Origin of the sequence: Pandoraea pulmonicola (assembly GCF_000815105.2) — a bacterium.
In the GTDB taxonomy this organism is placed as follows: Bacteria; Pseudomonadota; Gammaproteobacteria; order Burkholderiales; family Burkholderiaceae; genus Pandoraea; species Pandoraea pulmonicola.
Genome location: NZ_CP010310.2, coordinates 5,475,424 through 5,502,358, shown reverse-complemented (window position 1 = coordinate 5,502,358; position 26,935 = coordinate 5,475,424). Strand labels below are relative to the sequence as shown.

Below are 26,935 nucleotides of genomic sequence, written 5' to 3'. Positions count from 1 at the left end.
CGTCCTGGCGCCAGACGAGCGAACGTGTTCTTGCCGGGCTATCGGTCAGGATGCCGAGGCGTTGTCCACCCGCGCCGGTGCGACAGCCGAGTGTAATGCCAAACCAGCGCGCTCGCATTGCACGAGCGTGCTGGTCAATGGCCTGTCGCCATGCCCGCTATTCATGAAATGGGGGCGTTTTGGGCGTGGGACGCCCGCACCGTGTTCAGCCGAACCGGGGACGACTCATTTGCCGGAGGGAGCACTCCTCCTTTTCGACCTGATCCATCCAGGCTTCCATATCCGCGAGTCTTTGTGCTCGAGCGTGCGACGTCATTCCGCCGAAGGTGCCCGCGTCGCAAAGTTCCTGTTTGATCCGGTGGTGGCGTTGGCTATCACGGGCTCTGCGCTCCGGCGGCCCGTACGCGGCAAATTCCAGGAAGCGCCTGAAGCCCCTGTGCAGGAATTGGGCAAGGGTTCGTTCAACGTTGCTGCCGCGGGGCAGGGCGGAAAATTCTGTTTCAAAGAGGTCAGGCCGCATCTTCGTGATCGGTGCGCCAACCAGTTGCTGGGCGTAACCAAAGGCGTGTCGCCTGATGTGCTCTTCGAAGTCTGCGTCGGACGTCGGCAGGAAATTGGCTCTATCACGCAGGAGCGCTTCCTCGTACATAGGCCATTCCGCCGAGTCTCTGCGGGGGCCGGCAAACGGAGCGTATGTAATGAATCCTCCCCGGTTTGCAAGCGAAACCAGCAGCACCGATGCTGATTCGGTGTCACTGCCGATCAACGGGATATAGAGACCGAGTGGCGCATCTCGAGAAAAATCAGGGCCGACTCTCACAGTGCCGTAATCATCCAGGTCCTCGAATTTGACGCCATTACGCCGTGCTTCGTCGGCGCTTCCCGCCGTTCGATGAAACGTGTAACGCGGCACGATGAGCGGCGTATTCGCGTGACGAATGGTCTGTTGAACAGTGTCCGGTAGCGCTGAAATGGCGTCCTTGATGCGCCCCTCGAGGGCATCGACAGAGTATTCGCCACGCAGCAGCCTGTTGAATTGCTTTCGATACTCGCGAGCAAGCTGCCACGGCTCGCGCCCGGTACTCGACAGTGTGCGACGGATATCGTCGGGTAATGACGCACCGCATCCCGCGTCGACCAGTCGACTTACGGATACCTCGGTGCGTTCGCCCGGGGGGAGACCAAGCAGGCAATTCCTGCGATCGTCGCGGCTGCCGACTACGCACACGCGACGAAGGTCCGCCAACTCCTCGGCGACAAATTCGCTGTAGGTCTCCGGTCCGTCAATGTTCCCGGCACGCCCCAGATAGGTGCCCGGCAGACGTTGCTCGCGGGGGAGGGAGAGATTGGTTCGCATTACCGAATGAGCGCCGTCGAACTCGTGGGCAAGAGGGTGCGATGCGCTCGCTCTGGGCAGCAATGTCGCGCCGCCAATGGCCGCAACGACTTGCGTTGCAATCTGACTTACGTTCATGAAGCGTACTCCGGTCGAAACGACGCATGAAGATGCGTCACGGCCGGGGAGTGTGGGCGCCGTGCGCCAACCGGGCTTTGCAAGCCGGTAGCGATCCTGTTGGAACGCGCCGTGCACGCGGCAACGATGTCCTGCTCGTGGCCCGAACTTCCGCGAGCCGACACATCGATATTGCCGTGCCTCAGACAACGGCGGCGCGGTCGCTCGGAGGCGCTTCCTGCAATAGCGCCCCGAGTCGTTTGAGCGCGTTCGCCAGGCGTTCGGCGTCCTGGACACCGCCGAGTGAAATGCGAATGGCATTGGGCGCATCGGACGACAGGCAGAAGGCGTCGGCGGGGGTGACGGCCAGACCCTCGGCGCGCGCGGCCATCGTCAACTCGCGGGCGGTCCACGGCGCGGGCAGCGCGTGCCAGAGGTGGATGCCGGGCACGGGCGCGGCGTGACCGTCGCCCAGAATGTCCGCGGCGATCGCCTGGCGCTGGGCCGCGGCTTCCTTCACGCCGTCCATGATCCGGTCGGCTGTGCCGTCGTGGATCCATTGCGTCGCAAGCCCTGTCATCAGCGGTGGCGCCATCAGGGCAAATGAACGGAGGGTACTCAGGAATGTGTTGCGCTGGCGGGCGTCTGCCAGCCGGACGTAGGCGGTGCGCAAGCCGGGGGTGAGACATTTCGACAGCGTTGCCAGGTAGTGCACGCGATGCGGGGCGAGACGGGCGAGAGGCGGCGGGGCATCCGGCGCGAGACGCCAGTAGGGGTCGTCTTCGATCAGCGTCAGATCGAGCTTTTCGGCCACCGCGAGCAACTCGCGGCGGCGCTGCTTGGGCATGGTGCGGGTGGTTGGATTCTGCAGCGTCGGGTTCAGATAGACGACGCGTGCGCGATGCTGCTGAACGGCGGCGGCCAATGCGTCGGGCAACATGCCGTCGCCGTCGACGGCGACACTCTCCAGTCGACGTCCGAGCGAGCGTGCCGCACTGCGCAGACCCGGGTAGACGATCGGCTCGCAGAGCACGGTGTCATCGTGGCCCGCGGCCGTCAGGAGCAGCGCCGCGAGCGTAGCCTGCGCGCCGGGGCACACCAGCACGTCGGATGGTGAGAGAGCGCCGAGCATCGGCGCGAGCCAGAGCGCGCCTGCCTGTCGGTCGGCAATGCCTCCTTCCCCCAGTTGATATGCCATGAGCATCGAGGCATCCGTATGCCGGAGCACTTCGTCGATACCCGTTTGCAGCAACTCTCCGAGAAACAGGCCGGCCGGCGCGGGCGGAATGTTCATCCCCAGATCGAGCACCTGGTCGAATGCCACGCGCGGTGTACTCACGAACGTGCCGAGCGGCCCGCGCCCTTCGATCGCCTGACGCTCACGCGCGCGGTTGTAGGCACGCGTGACCGTCGTGAAATCGATGCCCAGCCACGAGGCCAGTTCCCGCTGTGCGGGCAAGCGGTCGCCGGGCCGCAACCGGCCGTCCGCGACCGACTGCTCGATGAAGCTCGCCAAGCGCAGGTAACGGGGGCCCTTGCCGGTGGTCAACGCCGGCTTCCAGAAAGTGGCGCGCAGGGTGTCGTGGGAGGCGTCCATGGGGATGTCGGTAATATGTATGGATATTAAATGGATGTATGCACGATTTGTGCAGTGTAATTTGCATACATGCATGCCGCAACCCGACGTCGAGGTGCCACACCCTGGCGCGTGGCGTTTCCGTACGGGACACACGGGAGTCGCTGGGACTCGTGGTCTTGTCAGCCGTTGGTGATCGTCCGACCATCTCCAATCAACTCGTTAACAATCAACGACTTACCGGGCGGGATCGCGCGCAGAAGCGTTGACACTTGCATTGACGCCATGTATAGTCGCAGGCTCCGGTTTTTCCGGCGGTAGTCCTGTGCCCAATGCAAAGTGCTTATGCATCAAGCGTTTAGGCAAGGGCAATCCGCAGGGGTCGCTGGAGAGTACGCAGCAACGTCGCATGGCGGTCCGCCTTGGCTGCCACGCTTTTGACACATTTAGGAAATCACAATGCCAACGATTAACCAATTGGTCCGCAAGCCGCGCACCTCTGCTCAAATCAAGAGCAAGAGCCCGGCCCTGCAGGACTGCCCGCAGCGTCGCGGCGTGTGCACCCGTGTGTACACCACGACGCCGAAGAAGCCGAACTCCGCTCTGCGTAAGGTTGCCAAGGTGCGCCTGACGAACGGTTTCGAAGTCATTTCGTACATCGGCGGTGAAGGCCACAACCTGCAGGAACACTCGGTCGTGCTGATTCGCGGCGGTCGTGTGAAGGACTTGCCGGGTGTGCGTTACCACATGGTGCGCGGTAGCCTCGACACGCAAGGCGTCAAGGACCGTAAGCAGGCCCGTTCGAAGTACGGCGCGAAGCGTCCGAAGGCCTAAGCGGCTGAGCGGATATACGTTCGGTGATGGTGGTACATCGTCACTGAGTAAGTGGTCACTCGGCCGAAGAGCGGCTAGTAGGTGACCTGGAGCCTGGCTCCAACTGAATTTATTAAGGAAGAAATCATGCCGCGTCGTCGCGAAGTCCCCAAGCGCGAAGTGTTGCCCGATCCGAAGTTCGGCAACGTTGATGTCGCTAAATTCATGAACGTGCTGATGCTTGCCGGCAAGAAGTCGGTGGCAGAGCGCATCGTTTATGGTGCTTTCGAGCAGATCCAAACCAAGGCGGGCAAGGATCCGCTGGAAGTCTTCAACACCGCTCTCGGCAACGTGAAGCCGGTGGTTGAAGTCAAGAGCCGCCGTGTTGGCGGTGCAAACTATCAAGTTCCGGTCGAAGTGCGTCCGTCGCGTCGTATGGCATTGGCGATGCGTTGGTTGCGTGAGGCCGCGAAAAAGCGTAGCGAGAAGTCGATGGCCCTGCGTCTGGCAGGTGAGTTGATCGAGGCCTCGGAAGGCCGTGGCGGCGCCATGAAGAAGCGTGACGAAGTTCACCGCATGGCCGAAGCCAACAAGGCATTCTCGCACTTCCGCTTCTGACGCAGGCAGGCAGTACCTAAAGCAGAAACCGGGGCGGGTGCGCATGAGAAATTGCGCCTCGCCCGTTTGTGTTAGTAGCCCCCTCAAAAATGGCGGCTACATTGAAAGAGGCTTAAAGTGGCTCGTAAAACCCCTATCGAGCGCTACCGCAACATCGGTATTAGCGCTCACATCGACGCAGGTAAAACCACGACGACCGAGCGCATTCTGTTCTACACCGGTGTGAATCACAAAATCGGTGAAGTGCACGATGGCGCTGCCACGATGGACTGGATGGAACAGGAGCAAGAGCGCGGCATCACGATTACGTCGGCCGCGACGACCTGTTTCTGGAAGGGCATGGCCAACGACCGCGCGGAGCACCGCTTCAACATCATCGATACGCCGGGGCACGTTGACTTCACGATTGAAGTCGAGCGCTCGATGCGTGTTCTTGATGGTGCGTGCATGGTTTATTGCGCTGTGGGTGGCGTGCAGCCGCAGTCGGAAACCGTGTGGCGTCAGGCCAACAAGTACAAGGTGCCGCGTCTGGCGTTCGTCAACAAGATGGACCGTACCGGCGCGAACTTCTTCAAGGTCTATGACCAGTTGAAGACTCGCCTGAAGGCCAACCCGGTGCCGGTGGTGATTCCTATCGGCGCGGAAGAAAACTTCAAGGGCGTGGTCGACCTCATCAAGATGAAGGCGATCATTTGGGACGAAGCGTCGCAAGGCATGAAGTTCGACTACGTCGACATTCCGGCCGAGCTGCAAGCGGATGCCCAGAAGTGGCGCGAAGGCATGGTCGAGGCGGCTGCCGAGTCGAGCGAAGATCTGATGAACAAGTATCTGGAAGAGGGTGACCTCCCGGAAGCTGACATCATCAACGGTCTGCGCGTTCGTACGATCGCTACCGAAATTCAGCCGATGCTGTGCGGCACCGCGTTCAAGAACAAGGGTGTGCAGCGCATGCTGGACGCCGTGATCGACTTCCTGCCGTCGCCGGTGGACATTCCCCCGGTTCAGGGTACGGACGACAAGGAACAGCCGGCGGAGCGTAAGGCTTCGGACGACGAGAAGTTCTCGTCGCTGGCTTTCAAGATCATGACGGACCCGTTCGTCGGTCAGTTGATCTTCTTCCGCGTCTATTCGGGCGTCGTGAGCAAGGGCGACACGCTGTACAACTCGGTCAAGGAAAAGAAGGAACGCCTGGGCCGTATCGTTCAGATGCACGCCAACCAGCGTGAAGAAATCGACGAAGTGCGCGCTGGCGACATCGCCGCTGCCGTGGGCCTGAAGGATGCTACGACGGGTGACACGCTGTGCGATCCGTCGGCACCGATCGTGCTCGAGCGCATGGTGTTCCCGGAGCCGGTGATTTCGCAGGCTGTCGAGCCGAAGACCAAGGTCGACCAGGAAAAGATGGGCCTCGCCCTGAACCGCCTGGCGCAGGAAGATCCGTCGTTCCGCGTGCAGACCGATGAAGAATCGGGTCAGACCATCATTTCGGGTATGGGCGAGCTCCACCTCGAAATTCTGGTCGATCGCATGAAGCGCGAATTCGGCGTGGAAGCCAACATCGGCGCTCCGCAGGTTGCCTACCGCGAAACCATTCGCAAGACGGCGGCCGACGTGGAAGGCAAGTTCGTCAAGCAGTCGGGCGGTCGCGGCCAGTTCGGTCACGCCGTCATTACGCTTGAGCCGAGCGAGCAAGGCGCTGGTTACAAGTTCATCGACGAGATCAAGGGTGGTGTGATTCCGCGTGAATACATCCCGGCCGTTGACAAGGGTATTCAAGACACCCTCAAGAGCGGTGTTCTCGCCGGCTTCCCGGTGGTCGACGTCACGGTTCACCTGACGTTCGGTTCGTACCACGATGTGGATTCGAACGAAAACGCGTTCCGCATGGCCGGTTCGATGGCTTTCAAGGAAGCCATGCGCCGCGCCAGTCCGGTCATTCTCGAGCCGATGATGGCCGTGGAAGTGGAAACGCCGGAAGACTACACGGGTAACGTGATGGGCGATTTGTCGAGCCGTCGCGGTATCGTGCAGGGCATGGACGACATGGTGGGCGGCGGCAAGATCATCAAGGCTGAAGTGCCGCTGTCGGAAATGTTTGGCTATTCGACCTCGCTGCGTTCGCAGACGCAAGGTCGCGCCACGTACACGATGGAGTTCAAGCACTACGCTGAAGCTCCGAAGAACGTGAGCGAAGCCATTATCAGCGCCAAGAGCAAGTAATTGAATTGAGGGGCGTCCGCATCAGGCGATGCAGCGCCCATCACACTGTTTAATCGTCTATTCAGTATCTGAGGATTCGGAAATGGCAAAGGAAAAATTCGAGCGGACCAAGCCGCACGTGAACGTTGGCACCATCGGTCACGTTGACCACGGCAAGACCACCCTGACGGCTGCTATCGCAACGGTTCTGTCGGCGAAGTTCGGCGGCGAAGCCAAGAAGTACGACGAAATCGACGCGGCGCCGGAAGAAAAGGCTCGTGGTATTACCATCAACACGGCACACATCGAGTACGAAACGGCATCGCGCCACTACGCACACGTTGACTGCCCGGGCCACGCCGACTACGTCAAGAACATGATTACCGGTGCCGCCCAGATGGACGGCGCCATCCTGGTTTGCTCGGCTGCCGACGGCCCGATGCCGCAGACGCGTGAGCACATCCTGCTGGCCCGTCAGGTTGGCGTGCCGTACATCATCGTGTTCCTGAACAAGTGCGACATGGTGGATGACGCTGAACTGCTCGAGCTGGTCGAGATGGAAGTTCGCGAACTCCTCTCGAAGTACGAGTTCCCGGGCGACGACACCCCGATCATCAAGGGTTCGGCCAAGCTGGCGCTGGAAGGCGACAAGGGCGAACTGGGCGAAGTGGCCATCATGAACCTGGCCGATGCACTGGATTCGTACATCCCGACGCCGGAGCGCGCTGTCGACAAGCCGTTCCTGATGCCGGTGGAAGACGTGTTCTCGATCTCGGGCCGCGGTACGGTGGTGACGGGTCGCGTCGAGTCGGGCGTGATCAAGGTCGGCGAAGAAATCGAAATCGTCGGTATCAAGATGGACGGCGACAAGCCGCACATCGACAAGACGACCTGCACGGGCGTGGAAATGTTCCGCAAGCTGCTCGACCAGGGTCAGGCAGGCGACAACGTCGGTATCCTGCTGCGCGGCACGAAGCGTGAAGACGTCCAGCGTGGTCAGGTTCTGGCCAAGCCGGGCTCGATCAAGCCGCATATGGAATTCACGGCCGAGGTGTACGTGCTGTCGAAGGATGAAGGTGGTCGTCACACCCCGTTCTTCAACAACTACCGTCCGCAGTTCTACTTCCGTACGACGGACGTGACGGGCTCGATCAGCCTGCCGGAAGGCAAGGAAATGGTCATGCCGGGCGACAACGTGTCGATCAGCGTCAAGCTGATCGCTCCGATCGCCATGACCGAAGGTCTGCGCTTCGCAATCCGCGAAGGTGGCCGTACGGTTGGCTCGGGCGTCGTTGCCAAGATCGTCGCCTGATACGGGTGGATCGATGGCGGGAGGTTTCGGCCTCTCGCCGTTGTCATTCTGTTTGCTCTTTGTGATTTACCCGGCGCCCGAACAAGGGTTGCCATGCTCTTTGGAGAATTTCCATGCAGAACCAAAAGATTCGTATCCGCCTGAAGGCCTTCGACTATCGCCTGATCGACCAGTCGGCCGCCGAAATCGTTGAAACCGCCAAGCGCACCGGCGCAATCGTCAAGGGCCCGGTGCCCCTGCCGACGCGCATCGAGCGTTTCGACATCCTGCGTTCGCCGCACGTCAACAAGACGTCGCGCGACCAGCTCGAAATCCGCACGCACCAGCGCCTGATGGACATCGTCGATCCGACGGACAAGACGGTTGACGCGCTGATGAAGCTGGACCTGCCGGCTGGCGTCGACGTCGAAATCAAGCTGCAGTAAGGCTAGCGAGCGACTTTGCTCTTGAAAGCCCCGCCAATGCTGGACCCGGCGGGGCTTTCGTTATGTGATTTAGCAACACTTGTCAAGCGATAAAGGCTCGCCTATAATGGCGGGCTCAAGTGTAGTTTTGAAAAGATGGCCCACGTCCGTGGACCATCCTTTTGTCATTTAGCCCCGGCCAATCGCAGTCGGGAATGGAGAAAATCATGAGCCTTGGCCTTGTCGGTCGCAAGGTTGGCATGACGCGTATTTTCACGGACGACGGCGATTCGATTCCCGTCACCGTGCTCGACGTGTCTAACAACCGTGTGACGCAAATCAAGACGGATGAAACGGACGGCTACACCGCCGTTCAAGTCACTTTCGGCAATCGCCGCGCCACGCGCGTGGTCAAAGCCGCCGCCGGTCACTTCGCGAAAGCGGGTGTCGAAGCCGGTGAAATCCTCAAGGAATTCCGCGTTGACGCTGCCAAAGCTGCTGAACTGCAGCCGGGCGCAGTCGTTGGCGTCGATCTCTTCCAGGTGGGCCAGAAGGTCGACGTGCAAGGCGTGTCGATCGGTAAGGGCTACGCCGGTACCATCAAGCGCTACAACTTCGGTTCGGGCCGCGCTTCGCACGGTAACTCGCGTTCGCACAACGTGCCGGGTTCGATCGGTATGGCGCAGGATCCGGGTCGTGTGTTCCCGGGCAAGCGCATGACGGGTCACCTGGGCGATGTCACCACGACGGTGCAGAATCTCGAAATCGCGCGCATTGACGCTGACCGTAGCCTGATCTTCGTGAAGGGTGCCGTTCCGGGCGCCAACGAAGGCAAGGTTTTCGTGACCTCGGCAGTCAAGGCCAAACTCGCGAAGGGAGCGTAACAATGGAACTGAAGCTCCTGAATGAGCAAGGTCAGGAAGGCGCTGCTGTCAACGCGTCGGACGTCGTGTTCGGCCGTGACTACAACGAAGCGCTGATCCATCAGGTCGTGGTGGCTTATCAAGCCAACGCCCGCAGCGGCAACCGTGCGCAGAAGGACCGCGAGCAGGTCAAGCACACGACGAAGAAGCCGTGGCGTCAGAAGGGTACGGGCCGTGCTCGTGCCGGTATGTCGTCGAGCCCGCTGTGGCGCGGCGGTGGCCGTATCTTCCCGAATTCGCCGGAAGAGAACTTCACCCACAAGGTCAACAAGAAGATGTACCGCGCCGGTGTGTGCTCGATTCTGTCGCAGCTCGCCCGTGAAGGTCGTCTGTCGGTCGTCGAGGACATCAAGCTGGATGCGCCGAAGACCAAACTGCTCGCTGAAAAGATCAAGGCCATGGGCCTTGAGTCGGTGCTGCTGATCACGGATAGCGTGGACGAGAACCTGTTCCTGGCCTCGCGCAATCTGGCTCACGTTGCCGTCACCGAGCCGCGTTTCGCCGACCCGCTGTCGCTCATCTACTTCAAGAAGGTGCTGCTGACGAAGGGCGCGATCGCCAAGATTGAGGAGATGCTGTCATGAGCGACGTGCGTAAAAACGACCATCGTCTGTACCAGGTCCTGCTCGCGCCGGTGATCTCCGAGAAGGCGACGCTGGTGGCCGACAAGAACGAACAAGTGGTGTTCCAAGTTGCACGCGACGCGAACAAGCTGGAAGTGAAGGCTGCAGTCGAGCTTCTCTTCAAGGTGGAAGTCGAGTCGGTGCAAATCCTGAACCGCAAGGGCAAGCAAAAGCGCTTTGGCCGCTTCATGGGTCGTCGCGACCACGAGAAGAAGGCTTACGTGAGCTTGAAGCCGGGTCAGGAAATCAATTTTGAAGCGGAGGCCAAGTAATCATGGCACTCGTCAAAACGAAACCGACGTCGCCGGGCCGCCGTTCGCTGGTCAAGGTCGTCAACAAGGATCTGCACAAGGGCAAGCCGTTCGCCCCGCTGCTCGATACCAAGAGCAAGACCGCTGGCCGTAACAACAACGGTCACATCACCACCCGTCACATGGGTGGCGGTCACAAGCAGCACTATCGTATCGTCGATTTCCGTCGCAACAAGGACGGCATCACGGCGAAGGTCGAGCGCCTGGAATACGATCCGAACCGCAGCGCGAACATCGCACTGCTGTGCTACGCCGATGGCGAGCGTCGTTACATCCTGGCCCCGAAGGGTCTGACTGTCGGCCAGCAACTGGTCAGCGGCTCGGAAGCCCCGATCAAGGCCGGTAACACGCTGCCGATCCGTAACATTCCGGTCGGTACCACGATTCACGGCATCGAGCTGCAACCGGGCAAGGGCGCGCAAATCGCTCGCGCCGCCGGTACCTCGGCCATGCTGCTGGCTCGCGAAGGCACGTACGCTCAAGTGCGTCTGCGTTCGGGCGAAGTTCGTCGCGTGCACATCGAGTGCCGCGCCACCATCGGTGAAGTCGGCAACGAAGAGCACAGCCTGCGCCAACTGGGCAAGGCCGGTGCGAAGCGTTGGCGCGGTATTCGCCCGACCGTTCGCGGTGTGGCGATGAACCCGGTGGATCACCCGCACGGTGGTGGTGAAGGTCGTACGGCGGCTGGTCGTCATCCGGTCAGCCCGTGGGGTCAGCATACCAAGGGTAAGCGTACCCGCTCGACCAAGCGTACCGACAGCATGATCGTTCAGCGTCGCAAGAAGCGTTAATTGGAGCTAGCAAATGACTCGTTCTGTTAAAAAAGGTCCGTTTTGCGACGCTCATCTGCTGAAAAAAGTGGAAGCGGCTGCTGCATCGCGTGACAAGAAGCCGATCAAGACCTGGTCGCGTCGTTCGACCGTCCTGCCCGATTTCATCGGTCTGACGATCGCCGTTCACAACGGCCGTCAACACGTGCCGGTGTACGTGACGGAAAACATGGTCGGCCACAAGCTGGGTGAGTTCGCGCTTACCCGTACCTTCAAGGGCCATGCGGCCGACAAGAAGGCGAAGAAATAAGGGGCCGATCATGGAAGTGAAAGCAATTCATCGCGGTGCCCGCATCTCGGCGCAGAAGACGCGTCTGGTCGCTGACCAGATCCGCGGTCTGCCGCTGGAGCGTGCGCTGAATGTCCTGACCTTCTCGCCGAAGAAGGCCGCGGTCATCATCAAGAAGGTGCTGGAGTCGGCAATCGCCAACGCCGAGCACAATGAAGGTGCTGACATCGACGAACTGCGCGTCAAGGGCATTTACGTCGACAAGGCGACCTCGCTCAAGCGTTTCACCGCGCGCGCCAAGGGCCGTGGTAACCGCATCGAGAAGCAAACCTGTCACATCACTGTGACGCTGGGCAACTAAGGGGTCACGATGGGACAGAAAATTCATCCGACTGGCTTCCGTCTGGCTGTCAGCCGTAACTGGGCTTCGCGTTGGTACGCCAACAACCAGAATTTCGCGCAGATGCTGAAGGAAGACATCGGCGTTCGCGAATATCTGAAGAAGAAGCTGAAGAACGCTTCGGTGGGCCGCGTGGTCATCGAGCGTCCGGCGCGTAATGCTCGCATTACGATTTTCAGCTCGCGTCCGGGCGTTGTGATCGGCAAGAAGGGCGAGGACATCGAAATCCTCAAGGCCGAGCTGCAAAAGCGCATGGGCGTGCCCGTGCACGTGAACATCGAGGAAATCCGCAAGCCGGAAACCGATGCGCAGCTGATCGCCGATTCGATCGCTCAGCAGCTTGAGCGCCGCATCATGTTCCGTCGCGCCATGAAGCGCGCGATGCAGAACGCGATGCGTCTGGGTGCCCAGGGCATCAAGATCATGAGCTCGGGCCGTCTGAACGGCATCGAAATCGCCCGTACCGAGTGGTATCGCGAAGGCCGTGTGCCCCTGCACACGCTGCGCGCCGATATCGACTACGCGACCTCGGAAGCGAAGACGACCTACGGCATCATCGGTATCAAGGTGTGGGTGTACAAGGGTGACACGCTGGGCCGCAACGACGCTCCGGTGGCTGAAGAGCCGGCCGAAGAGAAGCGTCCGCGCCGCAACGCGCGTCCGGGCGACCGTCGCCCCCGTCGTGACGACGCTGGCGACAAGGCCGGCGCGAAGCGCGGTGGTGCACGCCGCCCGGCTGGCAAGCCTGAAGGCGACGCCAAGACTGGAGAATAAACATGCTGCAACCGAAACGCAGAAAGTATCGCAAAGAGCAGAAAGGCCGTAACACTGGCGTCGCCACCCGTGGCAACGAAGTGTCGTTCGGCGAATTCGGCCTGAAGGCGGTCGGTCGTGGTCGCCTGACGGCTCGTCAGATCGAGGCCGCGCGTCGTGCCATGACCCGCCACATCAAGCGCGGTGGCCGTATCTGGATCCGTATCTTCCCGGATAAGCCGATCTCGCAAAAGCCGGCTGAAGTGCGTATGGGTAACGGTAAGGGTAACCCGGAGTACTACGTCGCCGAGATTCAACCGGGCAAGATGCTGTACGAGATGGACGGCGTGACCGAAGAGCTGGCGCGCGAGGCGTTCCGTCTGGCTGCAGCCAAGCTGCCGATCCAGACGACGTTCCTCGTCCGTCGCCTTGGCGCCTGATTGGAGAGAATGAAATGAAAGCATCCGAACTTCGTGCCAAGGATGTCGACGGTCTGAACAAGGAACTGTCGGATCTGCTGAAGGCCCAATTCGGTCTTCGCATGCAAGCGGGCACCCAACAGCTGAGCAACACCAGCCAGCTGAAGAAGGTGCGCAAGGACATCGCGCGCGTGCGTACCGTGTTGACTGAGAAGGCGAGCCAGAAATGAACGATACCGCTAAGACCTCGCTGAAGCGTACCCTCGTGGGTAAGGTTGTCAGCGACAAGATGGACAAGACGGTTACCGTGCTGGTCGAGCGTCAAATGAAGCACCCGCTCTACGGCAAGTACATCGTGCGTTCGAAGAAGTACCACGCGCATGATGAGACCAACCAGTACAAGGAAGGCGATACGGTCGAGATTCAAGAATCCCGTCCGCTGTCGAAGACCAAGGCCTGGACGGTCTCCCGTCTCGTGGAAGCCGCCCGCATCATCTAAGGCGCGCTGAAGCGAACGTTGACTTGCAAGTCCGGAATTATCATTGTATAATTCCGGACTTTCCGCTTCTTTCGCCAAAACCGGTCTTTGGTTTCGCAAGGGAGTGGATGGCTTCCGAAGCCGATTCGTACCCTCTACGAGTCTGGTCGAGGTAGCAAGGTTGTCCACTTTTGAACGACTCAACCCAAACGGCACCCTTTGGTGCTGACGGGGACCAAGACTGACCGACGCGTATGTGTCGGATTAAGTTGGGAAGATAACACCATGATTCAAACTGAAACCCGGCTCGAAGTAGCCGACAACACCGGTGCGCGCGAAGTGATGTGCATCAAGGTGCTGGGCGGCTCCAAGCGTCGCTACGCCGGCATTGGCGACATCATCAAGGTCAGCGTGAAGGATGCTGCCCCGCGTGGTCGCGTCAAGAAGGGCGAAATCTACAACGCAGTGGTCGTGCGCACCGCCAAGGGCGTGCGTCGCCAGGACGGCTCGCTGGTCAAATTCGACGGCAACGCCGCCGTGCTGCTCAACACCAAGCTCGAGCCGATCGGCACCCGTATCTTCGGGCCGGTTACGCGTGAACTGCGTACCGAACGCTTCATGAAGATCGTGTCGCTGGCCCCGGAAGTGCTGTAAGGAGCCGACACATGAACAAGATTCGCAAGGGTGACCAGGTCATCGTGCTGACGGGTAAGGACAAGGCCAAGCGTGGCACGGTTCTGGCCGTTGATGGCGACAAAGTGGTCGTCGAGGGCGTGAACGTTGCCAAGAAGCACGTCAAGCCGAACCCGATGAAGGGCACGCAAGGTGGCGTGGTCGACAAGACGATGCCGATCCACGTGTCGAACGTGGCGCTGGTGGATGCCAATGGCAAGCCGTCGCGCGTGGGCATCAAGGTCGAAGACGGCAAGAAGGTCCGCTTCCTCAAGACGACCGGTGCGGTCGTCGGTGCCTAAGTCGCAGGGAGTATAGATAATGGCCCGTTTGCAAGAATTCTATAAGGACAAGATTGTCGCCGAGCTGACGAAGCAGTTCGGTTACAAGTCCATCATGGAAGTGCCGCGCATCACCAAGATCACCCTGAACATGGGCCTTGGTCAAGCCGTCGCTGACAAGAAGATCATTGAACACGCCGTTGGCGACCTGACGAAGATCGCTGGCCAGAAGCCGGTCGTGACGAAGGCTCGCAAGGCAATCGCCGGTTTCAAGATCCGCGAAGGTTACCCGATCGGTACGATGGTGACGCTGCGCGGCGAGCGCATGTTCGAATTCCTGGATCGTTTCATCACCGTGGCCCTGCCGCGCGTGCGTGACTTCCGTGGTATTTCGGGTCGTGCGTTCGATGGTCGTGGCAACTACAACATCGGTGTGAAGGAACAGATCATCTTCCCCGAAATCGAGTACGACAAAATCGACGCGCTGCGTGGTCTGAACATCAGCATCACCACGACCGCGAAGACTGACGAAGAAGCCAAGGCTCTTCTGTCGGCGTTCAAATTCCCGTTCCGTAACTGAGGTAATCGTGGCTAAACTGGCACTTATCGAACGCGAAAAGAAGCGCGCCCGTCTGGCGGCGAAGTACGCAGCCAAGCGTGCTGACCTCAAAGCGATCATTGAAGACACCAGCAAGTCGGAAGACGAGCGTTATGAAGCACGCCTGGCGCTGCAACAGCTGCCGCGTAACGCCAACCCGACGCGTCAACGCAATCGTTGCGACCTGACTGGCCGTCCGCGCGGTACCTTCCGCAAATTCGGCCTGGCCCGTAACAAGATCCGTGAAATCGCCTTCCGCGGCGAAATCCCGGGCGTGACCAAAGCAAGCTGGTAATAGGAGAAGCACCATGAGCATGAGCGATCCTATCGCCGATATGCTGACTCGCATCCGCAACGCTCAGATGGTTGAGAAGGCATCGGTGAAGATGCCCTCGTCCAAGCTGAAGGTCTCGATCGCCAAGGTCCTGAAGGACGAAGGCTACATCGAAGACTTCGCGGTTGAAGCAGAAGAAACCAAGCCGGTGCTGAACATCGCACTGAAGTACTACGCTGGCCGTCCCGTGATCGAGCGCCTCGAGCGCGTCTCGCGTCCGGGCCTGCGTGTGTACAAGAGCCGCAACGACATTCCTCAGGTCATGAATGGCCTGGGCGTTGCAATCGTCTCGACCCCGAAGGGCGTGATGACGGATCGCAAGGCGCGCGCCACCGGCGTGGGCGGCGAAGTCATCTGCTACGTGGCCTAACCGAGGAGAGTTGAAATGTCTCGAGTAGGTAAGAGTCCCATTGCACTGCCGAAGGGCGTTGAAGCAACGCTGGCTGGCAATGTGCTGACGATCAAGGGCGCCCTGGGTTCGCTGACCCGCGGTATCAACCCCCTCGTGAGCGTCAAGATCGAAGACGGCACCATCACCTTCGCACCGGCCGACGAAAGCCGCGAAGCGAATGCGCTGTACGGTACCGAACGTGCGCTGGTCAACAACATGGTGACCGGCGTGAGCAAGGGTTTCGAAAAGAAGCTGCAACTCGTTGGCGTGGGTTACCGCGCCAAGGCTGAAGGTAACAACCTGAAGCTCGAGCTGGGTTTCTCGCACGATGTCGTGCATGCCATGCCGGAAGGCGTGAAGGCCGAGACCCCGACGCAGACGGAGATCATCATCAAGGGCGTTGACAAGCAACGCATCGGACAAGTGGCTGCGGAAGTTCGCGGTTACCGTCCGCCCGAGCCCTACAAGGGCAAGGGCGTCCGCTATGCGGACGAGGTGGTGATCCTCAAGGAAACCAAGAAGAAGTAAGGGTGCGAAACATGGACAAGAAACAATCTCGTGTGCGCCGCGCTCGCCAGACTCGTATCAAGCTGGCAGCTCAGAAGGTGCATCGCCTTTCCGTGCATCGCACCAACGTGCACATTTACGCGCAAGTGTTCTCGGAAGACGGCACGCAAGTGCTGGCCAGCGCTTCGACGCTGGAAGCCGAAGTGCGCAAGGAACTGGGCGACAAGGAAGGCAAGGGTGGCAACGCTGCCGCTGCTGCGTTGATCGGTCGTCGTATCGCCGAGAAGGCGAAGGCTGCCGGCATCGAAAGCGTGGCTTTCGACCGCTCGGGCTTCCGCTATCACGGTCGCGTCAAGGCTCTGGCCGACGCTGCCCGTGAAGCCGGCCTCAAGTTCTAAGTAAGGATCCGTCATGGCAAAGATGCAAGCGAAAGTTCAGGCTGACGAACGCGACGACGGCCTTCGCGAGAAGATGATCGCGGTCAACCGTGTCACGAAGGTTGTGAAGGGTGGCCGTATTCTCGGTTTTGCCGCGTTGACCGTGGTTGGTGACGGCGATGGCCGCATCGGCATGGGCAAGGGCAAGGCGAAGGAAGTCCCGGTTGCCGTTCAAAAGGCAATGGAACAAGCCCGCCGCAACATGTTCAAGGTGCCCCTGAAGAACGGCACCCTGCAACACAACGTTCTCGGCCAGCATGGCGCCTCGCGCGTCCTGATGTCGCCGGCGAAGGACGGTACCGGCGTGATCGCCGGTGGCCCGATGCGCGCGGTGTTCGAGGTGATGGGCGTGACCAACGTGGTGACGAAGAGCCTTGGCTCGACGAACCCGTACAACCTGGTCCGCGCCACGCTCGACGGCCTGAAGAAACAATCGACTCCTGCTGACATCGCCGCCAAGCGTGGCAAGTCGGTGGAAGAGATCCTCGGCTAAGGGTGATCAATATGTCGCAGCAAACTGTGAAAGTTAAGCTGGTCAAGAGCCTGATCGGCACGCGTGAAGATCATCGCGCGACCGTCAAGGGTCTGGGCCTGCGTCGCCTCAATTCGGTCAGCGAGTTGCAGGATACGCCCGCTGTGCGGGGCATGATCAACAAGGTTTCGTACCTTGTGAAGATCGTCGACTGAGCGAGGGCAAAATGGAATTGAATTCGATTAAGCCGGCAGAAGGCGCCAAGCACGCCAAGCGTCGCGTCGGCCGTGGCATCGGTTCGGGTCTGGGTAAAACCGCCGGCCGTGGTCACAAGGGTCAGAAGTCGCGTTCGGGTGGCTTCCACAAGGTGGGCTTCGAAGGCGGTCAAATGCCGCTGCAACGTCGTCTGCCGAAGCGTGGCTTCAAGTCGCTGACGCGTCGTTTCGTGGGCGAAGTTCGCCTGTCGGACCTGAACAGCCTGCCGGTCGACGAGATCGATCTGCTGGTTCTGAAGCAGGCCGGTCTGGTGAGCGAGCTGTCGCTGTCGGCCAAGATCATCGCCTCGGGCGAGATCACCCGCAAGGTCGTTGTGAAGGGGCTGGGCGTCACCAAGGGTGCGCTCACCGCCATTCAAGCGGCTGGCGGTTCGGTCGCTGAGTAAGTTAGGACACCCCGGAGCCATCATTGGCCAAGTCTCCTAATCTCGCTAAGCCTGGTACGCAGGGCCCGAAGTATGCGGATCTGCGCCGGCGGCTGGTTTTCCTGCTGCTGGCGTTGATCGTCTACCGTATTGGTGCGCATATCCCGGTGCCGGGCATCGACCCCGATCAGCTGGCGCAGTTGTTCCAGCGCCAGTCGGGCGGGATCCTGGGCATGTTCAACATGTTCTCGGGCGGTGCGTTGTCGCGTTTCACGATCTTCGCGCTGGGGATCATGCCGTACATCTCGGCGTCGATCATCATGCAGTTGCTGGCGATGGTTTCGCCGCAGTTGGAAGCGTTGCGCAAGGAAGGCCAGGCCGGACAGCGCAAGATCACGCAGTACACCCGGTATTTCACGGTGGTACTCGCGCTCTTCCAGGCAGCGGCGATCGCGGTGACGTTGGAGAGCGAGCCGGGGCTCGTCGTCGATCCGGGCATGCTGTTCCGCCTGACGACGGTGATCACGCTTGTGACCGGCACGATGTTCCTGATGTGGCTTGGTGAGCAGATCACCGAACGCGGCCTCGGTAACGGTATCTCGATCATCATCTTTGGTGGTATCGCGGCCGGTTTGCCGAACGCAGTGGGCGGCCTGTTCGAGCTCGTCAGCACCGGTTCGATCGGTCCGTTCTCGGCGATCGTGATCTGCGTTCTCGTGGTGCTCGTGACGTTCTTCGTCGTGTTCGTGGAACGGGGTCAGCGCAAGATCCTCGTGAACTACGCCAAACGCCAGGTCGGCAACAAGGTGTACGGTGGTCAGGCTTCGCACCTGCCGCTCAAGCTGAACATGGCAGGCGTGATTCCGCCGATCTTTGCGTCGTCGATCATCCTGTTCCCGGCAACGATCGCGAACTGGTTCGGTGCGGGTGACAATGCGCGCTGGCTCAAGGACATCGCCGCGAAGCTGTCGCCGGGGCAGCCGATCTACGTGATGCTCTACGCTTTGGCGATCGTGTTCTTCTGCTTCTTCTACACCGCGCTGGTGTTCAACAGCAAGGAGACCGCGGAGAACCTGAAGAAGAGCGGTGCGTTTGTTCCGGGGATTCGTCCGGGCGACCAGACGGCGCGATACATCGACAAGATCCTGACGCGTCTGACGCTTGCCGGTGCAGCCTACGTCACCCTGGTGTGTTTGCTGCCCGAGTTTCTGGTGTTGCGCTGGAATGTCCCGTTCTACTTCGGTGGGACCTCACTGCTGATTATCGTGGTGGTGACGATGGACTTCATGGCGCAAGTGCAGTCGTATGTGATGTCGCAACAGTATGAGTCGCTGCTCCGCAAGGCGAATTTCAAGGGCGGCAATAACATGACGCTTCGCTGATCCGGGATCATGTCGAAAGACGACGTTATTCAAATGCAGGGTGAGGTGCTTGAAAACCTCCCCAATGCCACCTTCCGGGTAAAGCTGGAAAATGGCCATGTAGTACTCGGACATATTTCCGGCAAGATGCGGATGCATTACATCCGCATCCTGCCCGGGGATAAGGTGACGGTAGAGTTGACGCCCTACGATCTGTCGCGTGCGCGGATCGTCTTCCGGGCGAAGTGATTAGAGAGAGGGAATTGTCATGAAAGTTTTGGCATCTGTTAAGTGCATCTGCCGCAATTGCAAGTTTGTGAAGCGCAAAGGCGTGCTGCGCGTGATCTGCAGCTCGGATCCGCGCCACAAGCAACGTCAGGGCTAATCGGCCTTTAACGCTATTTAGTTGGGGAATTACGAATGGCTCGTATCGCAGGGGTTAACATCCCGAACCACCAGCACACCGCAATTGGCCTGACCGCCATTTACGGTATCGGTCGCACGCGCGCTCGCCAAATTTGCGAAGCCGCCAATGTGCCGTTCTCGAAGAAGGTCAAGGACCTCGACGACGCCGATCTCGAAAAGCTGCGTGATCAAGTCGGTCAACTGACGGTTGAAGGTGATCTGCGCCGTGAAGTGACCATGAACATCAAGCGCCTGATGGATCTGGGCTGCTACCGTGGCATGCGTCACCGCAAGGGCCTGCCGCTCCGCGGTCAGCGCACCCGCACCAACGCGCGTACCCGCAAGGGCCCGCGTAAGGCCGGCGTCTCGCTGAAGAAGTAACCAGAGGATAGGAACTCATGGCTAAGCAACAGAACAACGCCGCTTCGCAGCGCGTTCGCAAGAAGGTCAAGAAGAGCGTTGCCGAAGGTGTCGTGCACGTCCACGCTTCGTTCAACAACACCATCATCACGATCACCGATCGTCAGGGCAATGCGCTGGCATGGGCGACCTCGGGTGGCCAGGGCTTCAAGGGTTCGCGCAAGTCGACCCCGTTCGCTGCCCAGGTTGCTGCCGAGTCGGCTGGCCGCGTGGCGCTGGAATACGGCGTGAAGAACCTGGAAGTTCGCATCAAGGGCCCGGGCCCGGGTCGCGAATCCGCGGTTCGTGCACTCAATGCGCTGGGCATCAAGATCACGGCCATCTCGGACGTGACGCCGGTCCCGCACAATGGCTGCCGTCCGCCGAAGCGTCGTCGTATCTAAGACGCGTAAGAAAATCCTGCTATAATCGCGGGTTCGCGCACGGTCTTGGCCGTGCGCGTAGCAATTTCTAAGACCACCGTCCGGTACATTGGTACCGGACTTGCGTAGCGGGCAAAGTCCGCTGCGTCAGATTTTGAGATAAAGGAACAACCGTGGCACGTTATATCGGCCCGAAGGCCAAACTCTCCCGTCGTGAAGGTACCGACCTCTTCCTGAAGAGCGCACGCCGCTCGCTCGCCGACAAGTGCAAGCTGGACAGCAAGCCGGGTCAGCATGGCCGCACCTCGGGTGCTCGTACGTCCGACTACGGCAACCAGCTGCGCGAAAAGCAGAAGGTCAAGCGTATTTACGGCGTGCTCGAGCGTCAGTTCCGTCGTTATTTCGCGGAAGCCGACCGCGTCAAGGGCAACACGGGTGAAAACCTGCTGCAATTGCTCGAATCGCGCCTGGACAACGTCGTGTACCGCATGGGCTTTGGTTCGACGCGCGCCGAAGCGCGCCAGCTGGTCGGCCACAAGGCGATCGTGCTGAACGGTGTTGTTGCCAACATCCCGTCGATCAAGGTCAAGGCCGGTGACGTGATCACCGTGCGTGAAAAGGCCAAGAAGCAAGTGCGTATTCAAGAAGCACTGTCGCTGGCCGAGCAAGTCGGTTTCCCGATCTGGGTTTCGGTTGACGCCAAGAAGATGGAAGGCACTTTCAAGGCACTGCCGGAACGTAGCGATATCGCGGGCGACATCAACGAAAGCCTGATCGTCGAATTGTATTCGCGTTAATCCGTATGCTGACGCGCCTCACGGCGCGTTTTGCGTTCCGTGCAGGTTGTCACCCATCAGCCTTATCGGTGTAACGAGCCGAGGGTATTGAAAAGGAAACCTATGCAAACCAGTTTGTTGAAGCCCAAGATCATTGCGGTTGAGCCGGTCGGTGAGCATCACGCCAAAGTCGTGATGGAGCCGTTCGAACGTGGTTACGGCCACACCTTGGGCAACGCGCTTCGCCGCGTGCTGTTGTCGTCGATGGTCGGCTATGCGCCGACGGAAGTGACGATCGCCGGCGTTGTGCATGAATACTCCACCATCGATGGTGTCCAGGAAGATGTCGTCAACTTCCTGCTGAACCTGAAGGGTGTGGTGTTCAAGCTGCATAACCGTGATGAAGTCACCGTTACGCTGCGCAAGGATGGTGAAGGTGTGGTGCGCGCTTCGGACATCGAAGTGCCGCACGATGTGGAATTGATCAACCCCGATCACGTGATCGCGCATCTGGCCAAGGGCGGCAAGCTCGACGTCCAGATCAAGATCGAGAAGGGTCGTGGTTATGTCCCGGGTAACGTGCGCCGTTACGGTGACGAATCGGCCAAGGTGATTGGTCGTATCGTGCTGGATGCGTCGTTCTCGCCGGTCAAGCGCGTGAGCTATGCGGTCGAATCGGCCCGCGTGGAACAGCGTACCGACCTGGACAAGCTGGTGATGAACATCGAGACCAACGGTGTGGTGTCGCCGGAAGAAGCGATCCGTCAATCGGCTCGCATCCTCGTCGACCAGCTGTCGGTGTTCGCTGCGCTGGAAGGCACGGAAGCCGCCAGCGAAGCGCCGTCGCGTGCGCCGCAGATCGATCCGATCCTGCTGCGTCCGGTGGACGACCTCGAGTTGACGGTGCGTTCGGCCAACTGCCTGAAGGCCGAGAACATCTACTACATCGGCGACCTGATCCAGCGTACCGAGAACGAATTGCTCAAGACCCCGAACCTGGGTCGCAAGTCGCTCAACGAGATCAAGGAAGTGCTTGCCTCGCGTGGTCTCACGCTCGGCATGAAGCTCGAAAACTGGCCGCCGGCTGGTCTCGAGAAGTAAAGTGTAATGGCATGGCCGCCTTCGAGCGGCCGTGTTGCTACGTAAGTGCGGCGCGTCGGAGCGATCCGATACGGCCGATAGCGAAGGTACCGGCCCGCGGTGTTTGTCACCGATAGAAGAGCTTGGTCGAAAACTCTGTTTAAAGGAAAGTCGAAATGCGTCACCGTCATGGTCTGCGTAAACTGAACCGTACCAGCAGCCACCGTCTGGCAATGCTGCGTAACATGTCGAACTCGTTGATCCAGCACGAAGCGATCAAGACCACGCTGCCGAAGGCCAAGGAACTGCGCAAGGTCGTCGAGCCCCTCATCACGCTGGGCAAGAAGGACACCGTCGCCAACCGTCGTCTGGCGTTCAACCGCCTGCGCGATCGTGAAATGGTCACCAAGCTGTTCAACGAACTCGGCCCGCGTTTTGCCAACCGTCCGGGCGGCTACCTGCGCATCCTGAAGATGGGTTTCCGCGTGGGCGATAACGCACCGATGGCTTTCGTCGAACTGCTGGACCGTCCGGAAGTCGACACGGAAGCGCCGGAAGTCGCCGAGTAAGCGATTTGCGCAACGATCCTTCGGATCGACAGCCGCAGGAAGTCAGAAGAGCCAGGTCATCGACCTGGCTTTTTCGTTTTTGGGCCATAGTCCGAAGCCAACGTCGGCATTTGCCTTGAAATCGGGGTGCTATTGCCCATGTCCGGCGGTGTCGGTGTAGAGTGAACAATCCACAAGTCAGACTGGTCTACCGCACAACATGGATGCCCTTCTCATCGTCATGACGACGTTTCCCGACGAGGCGAGCGCCGAAGCCGCCATCGACGGCATGCTGGCCGCGCGCCTTGCCGCCTGCGTCCAGCAGATGGCGCCGGTGCGTTCCAGCTATCGGTGGCAAGGCAAGCGTGAGACGAGCGTGGAAGTGCCGCTCATGATCAAGACGAGCGCGGCGCGTTACAGTGCGCTCGAACAGTACATCAAAGACCACCATCCTTATGACGTGCCCGAAATCGTCGCATGGCCGGCCAGCGCGGCGTTGCCCGCCTATGCGCGCTGGGTCGAGGATGAAACCCGGGGGGAATTGCATGTTTGACGCGAAGACGATGGCTCGGACGGTTTCGGCAGAGGCTGGAGGATGCTCGTTCGGTTCGCCGACGTCGCGCGCCTACGGCTTCTGGGCGACGCTCCTGTGCGCTGTCGCGATGCTGCTGGCGCTGACGATCGGACGTGCTTACGCCGCTGCCGATTTTCTCGATCCGGATGTCGCCTTCAAGGTCTCGAAGACCGAGCAGCCCGGTGCTGTCGTGCTGCACTTCGATGTGGCGAAGGGCTACTACCTCTACCGCGAGCGATTTGCATTTGCTGCCGACAACGGTGCTGCCGAGCTAGGCACACCCGAATTCCCGAAGGGCGAGGTCAAACACGACGAGACCTTCGGCAAGGACATGGAGGTGTACCACGAGCCCATTGAGGTTCGCATCCCGGTGAGTCAGGCCAACGGCCCGTTCACGTTGAACGTCACGATGCAGGGGTGTGCGGACAAGGGGCTGTGTTACCCGCCGATGGACAAGCCCCTCAAGATTTCGGCTGCGGTCGTCGCAGGCGGTTCCGGCATGTCTGGCGCAGCGTCGACAGCGGGGCCGGTCGCGCAGGCGCTGCTGGGGGGTAAGGCGCCGGCAGCGGAGGCGGAGGGCGCGGCGGTTGCGCCCCCGGAAGCGGCGACGGCGCCTGCTGGCAAGGGAGGCGGCTGGCTATCGGCTCGGGAGGATTACAGCGAAGCCGAGCGCATCCTGTCGGGTGGCAGCTTTGCCGTGGCGCTGGGAATTTTCTTCGCGCTGGGCGTTGGCCTGGCGTTTACGCCTTGCGTGCTGCCGATGGTGCCGATTCTCCTGTCGATCGTGGCGGGGCAGTCGGCGAGCCGAGGCAAGGCGCTGCGTTTGGCAATCGCCTATGTGCTCGGAATGGCCGTGGTGAACACTGTGATCGGTGTGGCTGCCGGGCTGCTGGGCCAAGGCTTGATCGCGTTTCTCCAGGCGCCTTGGGTGCTGGCATCGTTCGCGTTGCTGATGGTGATCCTGTCGCTCTCGATGTTTGGCATGTACGAGATCCAATTGCCTGTGGCGCTGCGGGAGCGCATCGATAATGCCGCGCGCAAGCAGAAGTCCGGCCAATGGATTGGGGCGGCGATGATGGGCGTGCTGTCAGGGCTGATCGTGAGCCCGTGCGTCACTGCGCCGCTCGCCGCCGCCCTCGCCTTCATCGCTAAAACGGGCGACGCCGTCTTCGGAGGCGCCACGCTGTTCGCCTTGTCGCTGGGGATGGGGTTGCCGCTGGTGATTCTCGCCGCGGGCGGCGGCACGTTGCTGCCTCGTGCGGGGGGCTGGATGGAAGGCGTGAAGCGCTTCTTCGGCTTCCTGCTGCTGGGCGTGGCGTTGTGGATCGTGCGGCCGTTGCTGCCGACCCCGGTACTGCTGCTGGCCTGGGGTGTCCTGCTGCTCGTGGCGGCGACGTTCATGCGCGTCTTCGACAGCCTGCCCGATGGTACGAGCGGTGTACGGCGTCTGTTCAAGGGACTCGGTGTCGCCGTGGCACTGCTCGGGGCCGTGGCGCTTGTCGGTGCCGCCGCCGGTGCGCGCGATCCACTGGCTCCCTTGGCGGGCCTGACGGCGACCGCCTCGGCAACCGGCGTGGCCGCGGCCGAAGGCGCCAGGTTCCAGCGTGTGCACAGCGTGGCCGAACTCGATCAGATCGTGGCCAGTGCCAGCCGTCCGGTGATGCTCGACTTCTATGCGGACTGGTGCATCAGTTGCAAGGAAATGGAGCGGTTTGTCTTCACCGACCCGAAGGTGAAGGCGCGGCTCGATCAGTTGGTATTGTTGAAGGCCGACGTGACGGCGAACAACGCCGACGATCAGGCGCTGCTCAAGCGCTTCGGGCTGTTCGGACCGCCGGGCATCATTTTCTTCGAAGGTGGAAAGGAGATTCCGGGGACGCGCGTGATCGGTGCCCAGTCGCCGGATCAATTCCTGCGTAGTCTCGACAAGGCGTTCGGACCTTCCGTCTGAACGCCGGGGATCGCGGCACAGCCGTGCCGGTGAAGTTCACACCCGGTGTATGGAGGGGCCCCCACCGGCAAGTAAAAAGCCAACCCGAATGTCGGACCGCCCTCAAGCGTCGAGGTGATCTCTGCGCTTGGGGCGCGGTTCAGCCGGGTTGGCTTTTTCATTTCCCGGGCGGTGGCGAGTTGTTTTCCGACTCGTCATGCCAGGGGATGCGTGCGACGCCAACGAGCCGTTAAACGCGCGATGCTTACGGCATCACGCCATTGCGTCGTCGCGTCAGGCCTGAGCGCGGATCAAACGTGCAGCGTCGAGGGCGAAGTACGTGAGGATGCCGTCCGCGCCTGCGCGTTTGAAGGCGAGGAGCGACTCCATCATGACCTTGTCGTGGTCGAGCCAGCCGTTTTGCGCGGCGGCCTTGAGCATCGCGTATTCGCCGCTCACCTGATAGGCGTACGTGGGGAAACGGAACTCGTCCTTCACGCGACGCACGATGTCGAGATACGGCATGCCCGGCTTGACCATCACCATGTCGGCGCCTTCGTCGATATCGAGCGCCACTTCGCGAAGGGCTTCGTCCGAGTTGGCCGGGTCCATCTGGTAGGTCATCTTGTTGCCCTTGCCGAGATTGGAGGCCGAGCCGACCGCGTCGCGGAAGGGGCCATAGAACGCCGACGCGTACTTTGCGGCGTAAGCCATGATGCGGGTGTGAATGTGCCCGCCGGCTTCGAGCGCCTCGCGGATCGCGCCGATGCGGCCGTCCATCATGTCGGACGGCGCCACGATGTCCACACCCGCGTCGGCTTGCGTGAGCGCTTGTTTCACGAGAATTGAGGTGGTCACGTCATTGATGACGTAGCCGTTCTCGTCGAGCACACCGTCCTGTCCGTGGCTCGTGTAGGGATCGAGCGCGACGTCCGTGAGCACGCCGAGATCGGGGAAGTGACGCTTGAGCTCGCGCACTGCACGCGGAATGAGGCCGTCCGGGTTGGTGGCCTCGATGCCGTCAGGCGTCTTCAGCGACGCTTCGATGTTCGGGAACAGCGAGATGACGGGCACGCCGAGCGTGACGCACGTATCGGCCACACGCAGCAACTCGTCGACCGAGACGCGTTCGACGCCCGGCATCGAATCGACGGCCTCGCGACGCTTCTGACCGTCGAGCACGAACACCGGATAGATGAGGTCATCGCAAGTCAGATGGTTTTCGCGCATCAGACGGCGCGAGAAGTCATCGCGTCGCATGCGGCGCGGGCGAAGCAGGGGGTAGGAACTCATGCGATCGGTCCTTTGGACGAAGAATGGCGCGGTGAAAAATTCCGCAATCCGGGTCGTGTCGACGTGTTCCGGAAATGCGCCGCCGTTGCGTCTGGCTCAATGAAACCGTCAGGAAGAAGGCGCGCAAAAAAACGGCGCTTGCCCGGAAACTTTCGGAAGCATGGTATATCATACCAACCGGACGTTCGCACTGCGTGCGGCGTCCCCCGCTTCTCCTCCCTGAGCGGGCGCCTGTCGTTCTACGATAAGGCTTATTTAAACCCGCCGTGCCTACACGGCGGTTTTTTTATGCGCGCGCACTTTGTCGTGTGGATGTCTTCGGATGCCGGGAGAGTCGCGTATTTTCGCCGAATTTGCCGGCCTCATCCGTTCGACCGAGGAGGCCATACTCTCCGCTTCCTGTCTGACGCGCCGTCGTTCGGCGCCGCGACGTTTTGTCGCGCCCACCGTGCCCGTTCGCCCTCTACCTTACGGTGTTGAGCGTCGTGCGCCAGACACCGCCGAAACGAACGG

At 60.6% G+C, this 26,935-nt stretch carries 38 protein-coding genes; 35 read left to right on the top strand and 3 right to left on the bottom strand.

What is annotated here, in order from left to right:
• Nucleotides 1-205 precede the first annotated feature (205 nt).
• Both RO07_RS23800 and RO07_RS23795 read right to left on the bottom strand, forming a co-directional pair.
• Nucleotides 206-1,474, bottom strand: coding sequence for a hypothetical protein (locus tag RO07_RS23800; RefSeq protein WP_039406369.1), 1,269 nt, complete (start codon nucleotides 1,472-1,474; stop codon nucleotides 206-208).
• A 181-nt stretch (nucleotides 1,475-1,655) separates the two neighbouring features.
• Nucleotides 1,656-3,050: an aminotransferase-like domain-containing protein gene (locus tag RO07_RS23795; protein ID WP_084072781.1), complete on the bottom strand. Its 1,395-nt coding sequence runs from the start codon at nucleotides 3,048-3,050 to the stop codon at nucleotides 1,656-1,658.
• A 438-nt stretch (nucleotides 3,051-3,488) separates the two neighbouring features.
• Between RO07_RS23795 and rpsL the strand changes: the two genes are divergently transcribed.
• The 35 genes from rpsL (at nucleotide 3,489) to dsbD (ending at nucleotide 25,150) form a co-directional block, all read left to right on the top strand.
• Nucleotides 3,489-3,863 carry a 30S ribosomal protein S12 gene (gene rpsL / locus RO07_RS23790; RefSeq protein ID WP_010804142.1) on the top strand — a complete coding sequence of 125 codons (375 nt, stop codon included), beginning with the start codon at nucleotides 3,489-3,491 and terminating at the stop codon, nucleotides 3,861-3,863.
• A 126-nt stretch (nucleotides 3,864-3,989) separates the two neighbouring features.
• The gene (rpsG, locus tag RO07_RS23785) at nucleotides 3,990-4,460 is read left to right on the top strand and encodes a 30S ribosomal protein S7 (protein WP_010804141.1); all 471 of its coding nucleotides are present in this window, start codon (nucleotides 3,990-3,992) and stop codon (nucleotides 4,458-4,460) included.
• 117 nt (nucleotides 4,461-4,577) lie between these two features.
• Nucleotides 4,578-6,680 (top strand): elongation factor G, encoded by a 2,103-nt coding sequence (gene fusA, locus RO07_RS23780; RefSeq protein ID WP_039406366.1) that lies wholly within the window; start codon nucleotides 4,578-4,580, stop codon nucleotides 6,678-6,680.
• Between the two features lie 82 nt (nucleotides 6,681-6,762).
• Nucleotides 6,763-7,971: an elongation factor Tu gene (gene tuf / locus RO07_RS23775; RefSeq protein ID WP_039406364.1), complete on the top strand. Its 1,209-nt coding sequence runs from the start codon at nucleotides 6,763-6,765 to the stop codon at nucleotides 7,969-7,971.
• Between the two features lie 113 nt (nucleotides 7,972-8,084).
• Complete coding sequence (gene rpsJ, locus RO07_RS23770) at nucleotides 8,085-8,396, top strand: 30S ribosomal protein S10 (protein ID WP_010804138.1); 312 nt, start codon at nucleotides 8,085-8,087, stop codon at nucleotides 8,394-8,396.
• A gap of 206 nt (nucleotides 8,397-8,602) precedes the next feature.
• The gene (gene rplC, locus RO07_RS23765) at nucleotides 8,603-9,259 is read left to right on the top strand and encodes a 50S ribosomal protein L3 (protein WP_039406363.1); all 657 of its coding nucleotides are present in this window, start codon (nucleotides 8,603-8,605) and stop codon (nucleotides 9,257-9,259) included.
• Between the two features lie 2 nt (nucleotides 9,260-9,261).
• Nucleotides 9,262-9,882 (top strand): 50S ribosomal protein L4, encoded by a 621-nt coding sequence (gene rplD / locus RO07_RS23760; RefSeq protein ID WP_010804136.1) that lies wholly within the window; start codon nucleotides 9,262-9,264, stop codon nucleotides 9,880-9,882.
• A complete protein-coding gene (rplW, locus tag RO07_RS23755) occupies nucleotides 9,879-10,193 on the top strand; it encodes a 50S ribosomal protein L23 (RefSeq protein WP_039406361.1) in 315 nt (104 codons plus the stop codon). The genes rplD and rplW overlap by 4 nt, the downstream gene beginning before the upstream one ends.
• Before the next feature lie 2 nt (nucleotides 10,194-10,195).
• Complete coding sequence (rplB, locus tag RO07_RS23750) at nucleotides 10,196-11,023, top strand: 50S ribosomal protein L2 (protein WP_039374943.1); 828 nt, start codon at nucleotides 10,196-10,198, stop codon at nucleotides 11,021-11,023.
• 13 nt (nucleotides 11,024-11,036) lie between these two features.
• On the top strand, nucleotides 11,037-11,312 hold the full coding sequence (gene rpsS / locus RO07_RS23745; protein ID WP_010804133.1) for a 30S ribosomal protein S19: 276 nt from the start codon (nucleotides 11,037-11,039) through the stop codon (nucleotides 11,310-11,312).
• A 10-nt stretch (nucleotides 11,313-11,322) separates the two neighbouring features.
• Nucleotides 11,323-11,652 carry a 50S ribosomal protein L22 gene (gene rplV / locus RO07_RS23740; protein WP_023593826.1) on the top strand — a complete coding sequence of 110 codons (330 nt, stop codon included), beginning with the start codon at nucleotides 11,323-11,325 and terminating at the stop codon, nucleotides 11,650-11,652.
• 9 nt (nucleotides 11,653-11,661) lie between these two features.
• On the top strand, nucleotides 11,662-12,465 hold the full coding sequence (gene rpsC, locus RO07_RS23735; protein ID WP_039406359.1) for a 30S ribosomal protein S3: 804 nt from the start codon (nucleotides 11,662-11,664) through the stop codon (nucleotides 12,463-12,465).
• Nucleotides 12,466-12,467: 2 nt separating this feature from the next.
• The gene (gene rplP, locus RO07_RS23730; protein ID WP_039406357.1) at nucleotides 12,468-12,884 is read left to right on the top strand and encodes a 50S ribosomal protein L16; all 417 of its coding nucleotides are present in this window, start codon (nucleotides 12,468-12,470) and stop codon (nucleotides 12,882-12,884) included.
• Nucleotides 12,885-12,898: 14 nt separating this feature from the next.
• The gene (gene rpmC / locus RO07_RS23725) at nucleotides 12,899-13,093 is read left to right on the top strand and encodes a 50S ribosomal protein L29 (RefSeq protein WP_010804129.1); all 195 of its coding nucleotides are present in this window, start codon (nucleotides 12,899-12,901) and stop codon (nucleotides 13,091-13,093) included.
• Nucleotides 13,090-13,362, top strand: coding sequence for a 30S ribosomal protein S17 (gene rpsQ / locus RO07_RS23720; protein ID WP_010804128.1), 273 nt, complete (start codon nucleotides 13,090-13,092; stop codon nucleotides 13,360-13,362). The genes rpmC and rpsQ overlap by 4 nt, the downstream gene beginning before the upstream one ends.
• Before the next feature lie 264 nt (nucleotides 13,363-13,626).
• Nucleotides 13,627-13,995, top strand: coding sequence for a 50S ribosomal protein L14 (gene rplN / locus RO07_RS23715; RefSeq protein WP_010804127.1), 369 nt, complete (start codon nucleotides 13,627-13,629; stop codon nucleotides 13,993-13,995).
• Between the two features lie 11 nt (nucleotides 13,996-14,006).
• Entirely contained in the window at nucleotides 14,007-14,315 is a 309-nt protein-coding gene (gene rplX, locus RO07_RS23710; RefSeq protein WP_039406354.1) for a 50S ribosomal protein L24, read from the top strand.
• Nucleotides 14,316-14,334: 19 nt separating this feature from the next.
• Complete coding sequence (gene rplE / locus RO07_RS23705; RefSeq protein WP_039406351.1) at nucleotides 14,335-14,874, top strand: 50S ribosomal protein L5; 540 nt, start codon at nucleotides 14,335-14,337, stop codon at nucleotides 14,872-14,874.
• A gap of 7 nt (nucleotides 14,875-14,881) precedes the next feature.
• Nucleotides 14,882-15,187, top strand: a complete 306-nt coding sequence (gene rpsN, locus RO07_RS23700; protein WP_039406348.1) for a 30S ribosomal protein S14 — start codon at nucleotides 14,882-14,884, stop codon at nucleotides 15,185-15,187.
• 13 nt (nucleotides 15,188-15,200) lie between these two features.
• On the top strand, nucleotides 15,201-15,596 hold the full coding sequence (rpsH, locus tag RO07_RS23695; RefSeq protein ID WP_010804123.1) for a 30S ribosomal protein S8: 396 nt from the start codon (nucleotides 15,201-15,203) through the stop codon (nucleotides 15,594-15,596).
• A gap of 15 nt (nucleotides 15,597-15,611) precedes the next feature.
• Complete coding sequence (gene rplF, locus RO07_RS23690) at nucleotides 15,612-16,145, top strand: 50S ribosomal protein L6 (RefSeq protein ID WP_039406346.1); 534 nt, start codon at nucleotides 15,612-15,614, stop codon at nucleotides 16,143-16,145.
• Between the two features lie 11 nt (nucleotides 16,146-16,156).
• Nucleotides 16,157-16,522 (top strand): 50S ribosomal protein L18, encoded by a 366-nt coding sequence (rplR, locus tag RO07_RS23685; protein WP_010804121.1) that lies wholly within the window; start codon nucleotides 16,157-16,159, stop codon nucleotides 16,520-16,522.
• Nucleotides 16,523-16,535: 13 nt separating this feature from the next.
• Nucleotides 16,536-17,054, top strand: coding sequence for a 30S ribosomal protein S5 (rpsE, locus tag RO07_RS23680; protein ID WP_010804120.1), 519 nt, complete (start codon nucleotides 16,536-16,538; stop codon nucleotides 17,052-17,054).
• Between the two features lie 11 nt (nucleotides 17,055-17,065).
• Nucleotides 17,066-17,248 carry a 50S ribosomal protein L30 gene (gene rpmD, locus RO07_RS23675; protein ID WP_023593832.1) on the top strand — a complete coding sequence of 61 codons (183 nt, stop codon included), beginning with the start codon at nucleotides 17,066-17,068 and terminating at the stop codon, nucleotides 17,246-17,248.
• Between the two features lie 11 nt (nucleotides 17,249-17,259).
• The gene (gene rplO / locus RO07_RS23670) at nucleotides 17,260-17,694 is read left to right on the top strand and encodes a 50S ribosomal protein L15 (RefSeq protein WP_039406343.1); all 435 of its coding nucleotides are present in this window, start codon (nucleotides 17,260-17,262) and stop codon (nucleotides 17,692-17,694) included.
• Nucleotides 17,695-17,717: 23 nt separating this feature from the next.
• Complete coding sequence (gene secY, locus RO07_RS23665) at nucleotides 17,718-19,055, top strand: preprotein translocase subunit SecY (protein WP_039406340.1); 1,338 nt, start codon at nucleotides 17,718-17,720, stop codon at nucleotides 19,053-19,055.
• Between the two features lie 9 nt (nucleotides 19,056-19,064).
• The gene (infA, locus tag RO07_RS23660; protein ID WP_010804116.1) at nucleotides 19,065-19,283 is read left to right on the top strand and encodes a translation initiation factor IF-1; all 219 of its coding nucleotides are present in this window, start codon (nucleotides 19,065-19,067) and stop codon (nucleotides 19,281-19,283) included.
• Nucleotides 19,284-19,302: 19 nt separating this feature from the next.
• Nucleotides 19,303-19,419: a 50S ribosomal protein L36 gene (rpmJ, locus tag RO07_RS23655; RefSeq protein WP_010804115.1), complete on the top strand. Its 117-nt coding sequence runs from the start codon at nucleotides 19,303-19,305 to the stop codon at nucleotides 19,417-19,419.
• A 35-nt stretch (nucleotides 19,420-19,454) separates the two neighbouring features.
• On the top strand, nucleotides 19,455-19,820 hold the full coding sequence (gene rpsM / locus RO07_RS23650; RefSeq protein ID WP_039406337.1) for a 30S ribosomal protein S13: 366 nt from the start codon (nucleotides 19,455-19,457) through the stop codon (nucleotides 19,818-19,820).
• A gap of 17 nt (nucleotides 19,821-19,837) precedes the next feature.
• On the top strand, nucleotides 19,838-20,242 hold the full coding sequence (gene rpsK / locus RO07_RS23645) for a 30S ribosomal protein S11 (RefSeq protein WP_010804113.1): 405 nt from the start codon (nucleotides 19,838-19,840) through the stop codon (nucleotides 20,240-20,242).
• A 152-nt stretch (nucleotides 20,243-20,394) separates the two neighbouring features.
• Nucleotides 20,395-21,018, top strand: a complete 624-nt coding sequence (gene rpsD, locus RO07_RS23640; protein ID WP_023593836.1) for a 30S ribosomal protein S4 — start codon at nucleotides 20,395-20,397, stop codon at nucleotides 21,016-21,018.
• A gap of 102 nt (nucleotides 21,019-21,120) precedes the next feature.
• On the top strand, nucleotides 21,121-22,098 hold the full coding sequence (locus RO07_RS23635) for a DNA-directed RNA polymerase subunit alpha (protein WP_039393697.1): 978 nt from the start codon (nucleotides 21,121-21,123) through the stop codon (nucleotides 22,096-22,098).
• A gap of 155 nt (nucleotides 22,099-22,253) precedes the next feature.
• Nucleotides 22,254-22,646 (top strand): 50S ribosomal protein L17, encoded by a 393-nt coding sequence (rplQ, locus tag RO07_RS23630; protein ID WP_039406335.1) that lies wholly within the window; start codon nucleotides 22,254-22,256, stop codon nucleotides 22,644-22,646.
• 199 nt (nucleotides 22,647-22,845) lie between these two features.
• Nucleotides 22,846-23,178 carry a divalent-cation tolerance protein CutA gene (gene cutA / locus RO07_RS23625; RefSeq protein ID WP_039406333.1) on the top strand — a complete coding sequence of 111 codons (333 nt, stop codon included), beginning with the start codon at nucleotides 22,846-22,848 and terminating at the stop codon, nucleotides 23,176-23,178.
• A gap of 10 nt (nucleotides 23,179-23,188) precedes the next feature.
• A complete protein-coding gene (dsbD, locus tag RO07_RS23620) occupies nucleotides 23,189-25,150 on the top strand; it encodes a protein-disulfide reductase DsbD (RefSeq protein ID WP_052267463.1) in 1,962 nt (653 codons plus the stop codon).
• Nucleotides 25,151-25,423: 273 nt separating this feature from the next.
• On the opposite strand, the gene hemB is transcribed toward dsbD, so the two are convergent.
• Nucleotides 25,424-26,422, bottom strand: a complete 999-nt coding sequence (gene hemB / locus RO07_RS23615; protein WP_039406331.1) for a porphobilinogen synthase — start codon at nucleotides 26,420-26,422, stop codon at nucleotides 25,424-25,426.
• Nucleotides 26,423-26,935: the final 513 nt, after the last annotated feature.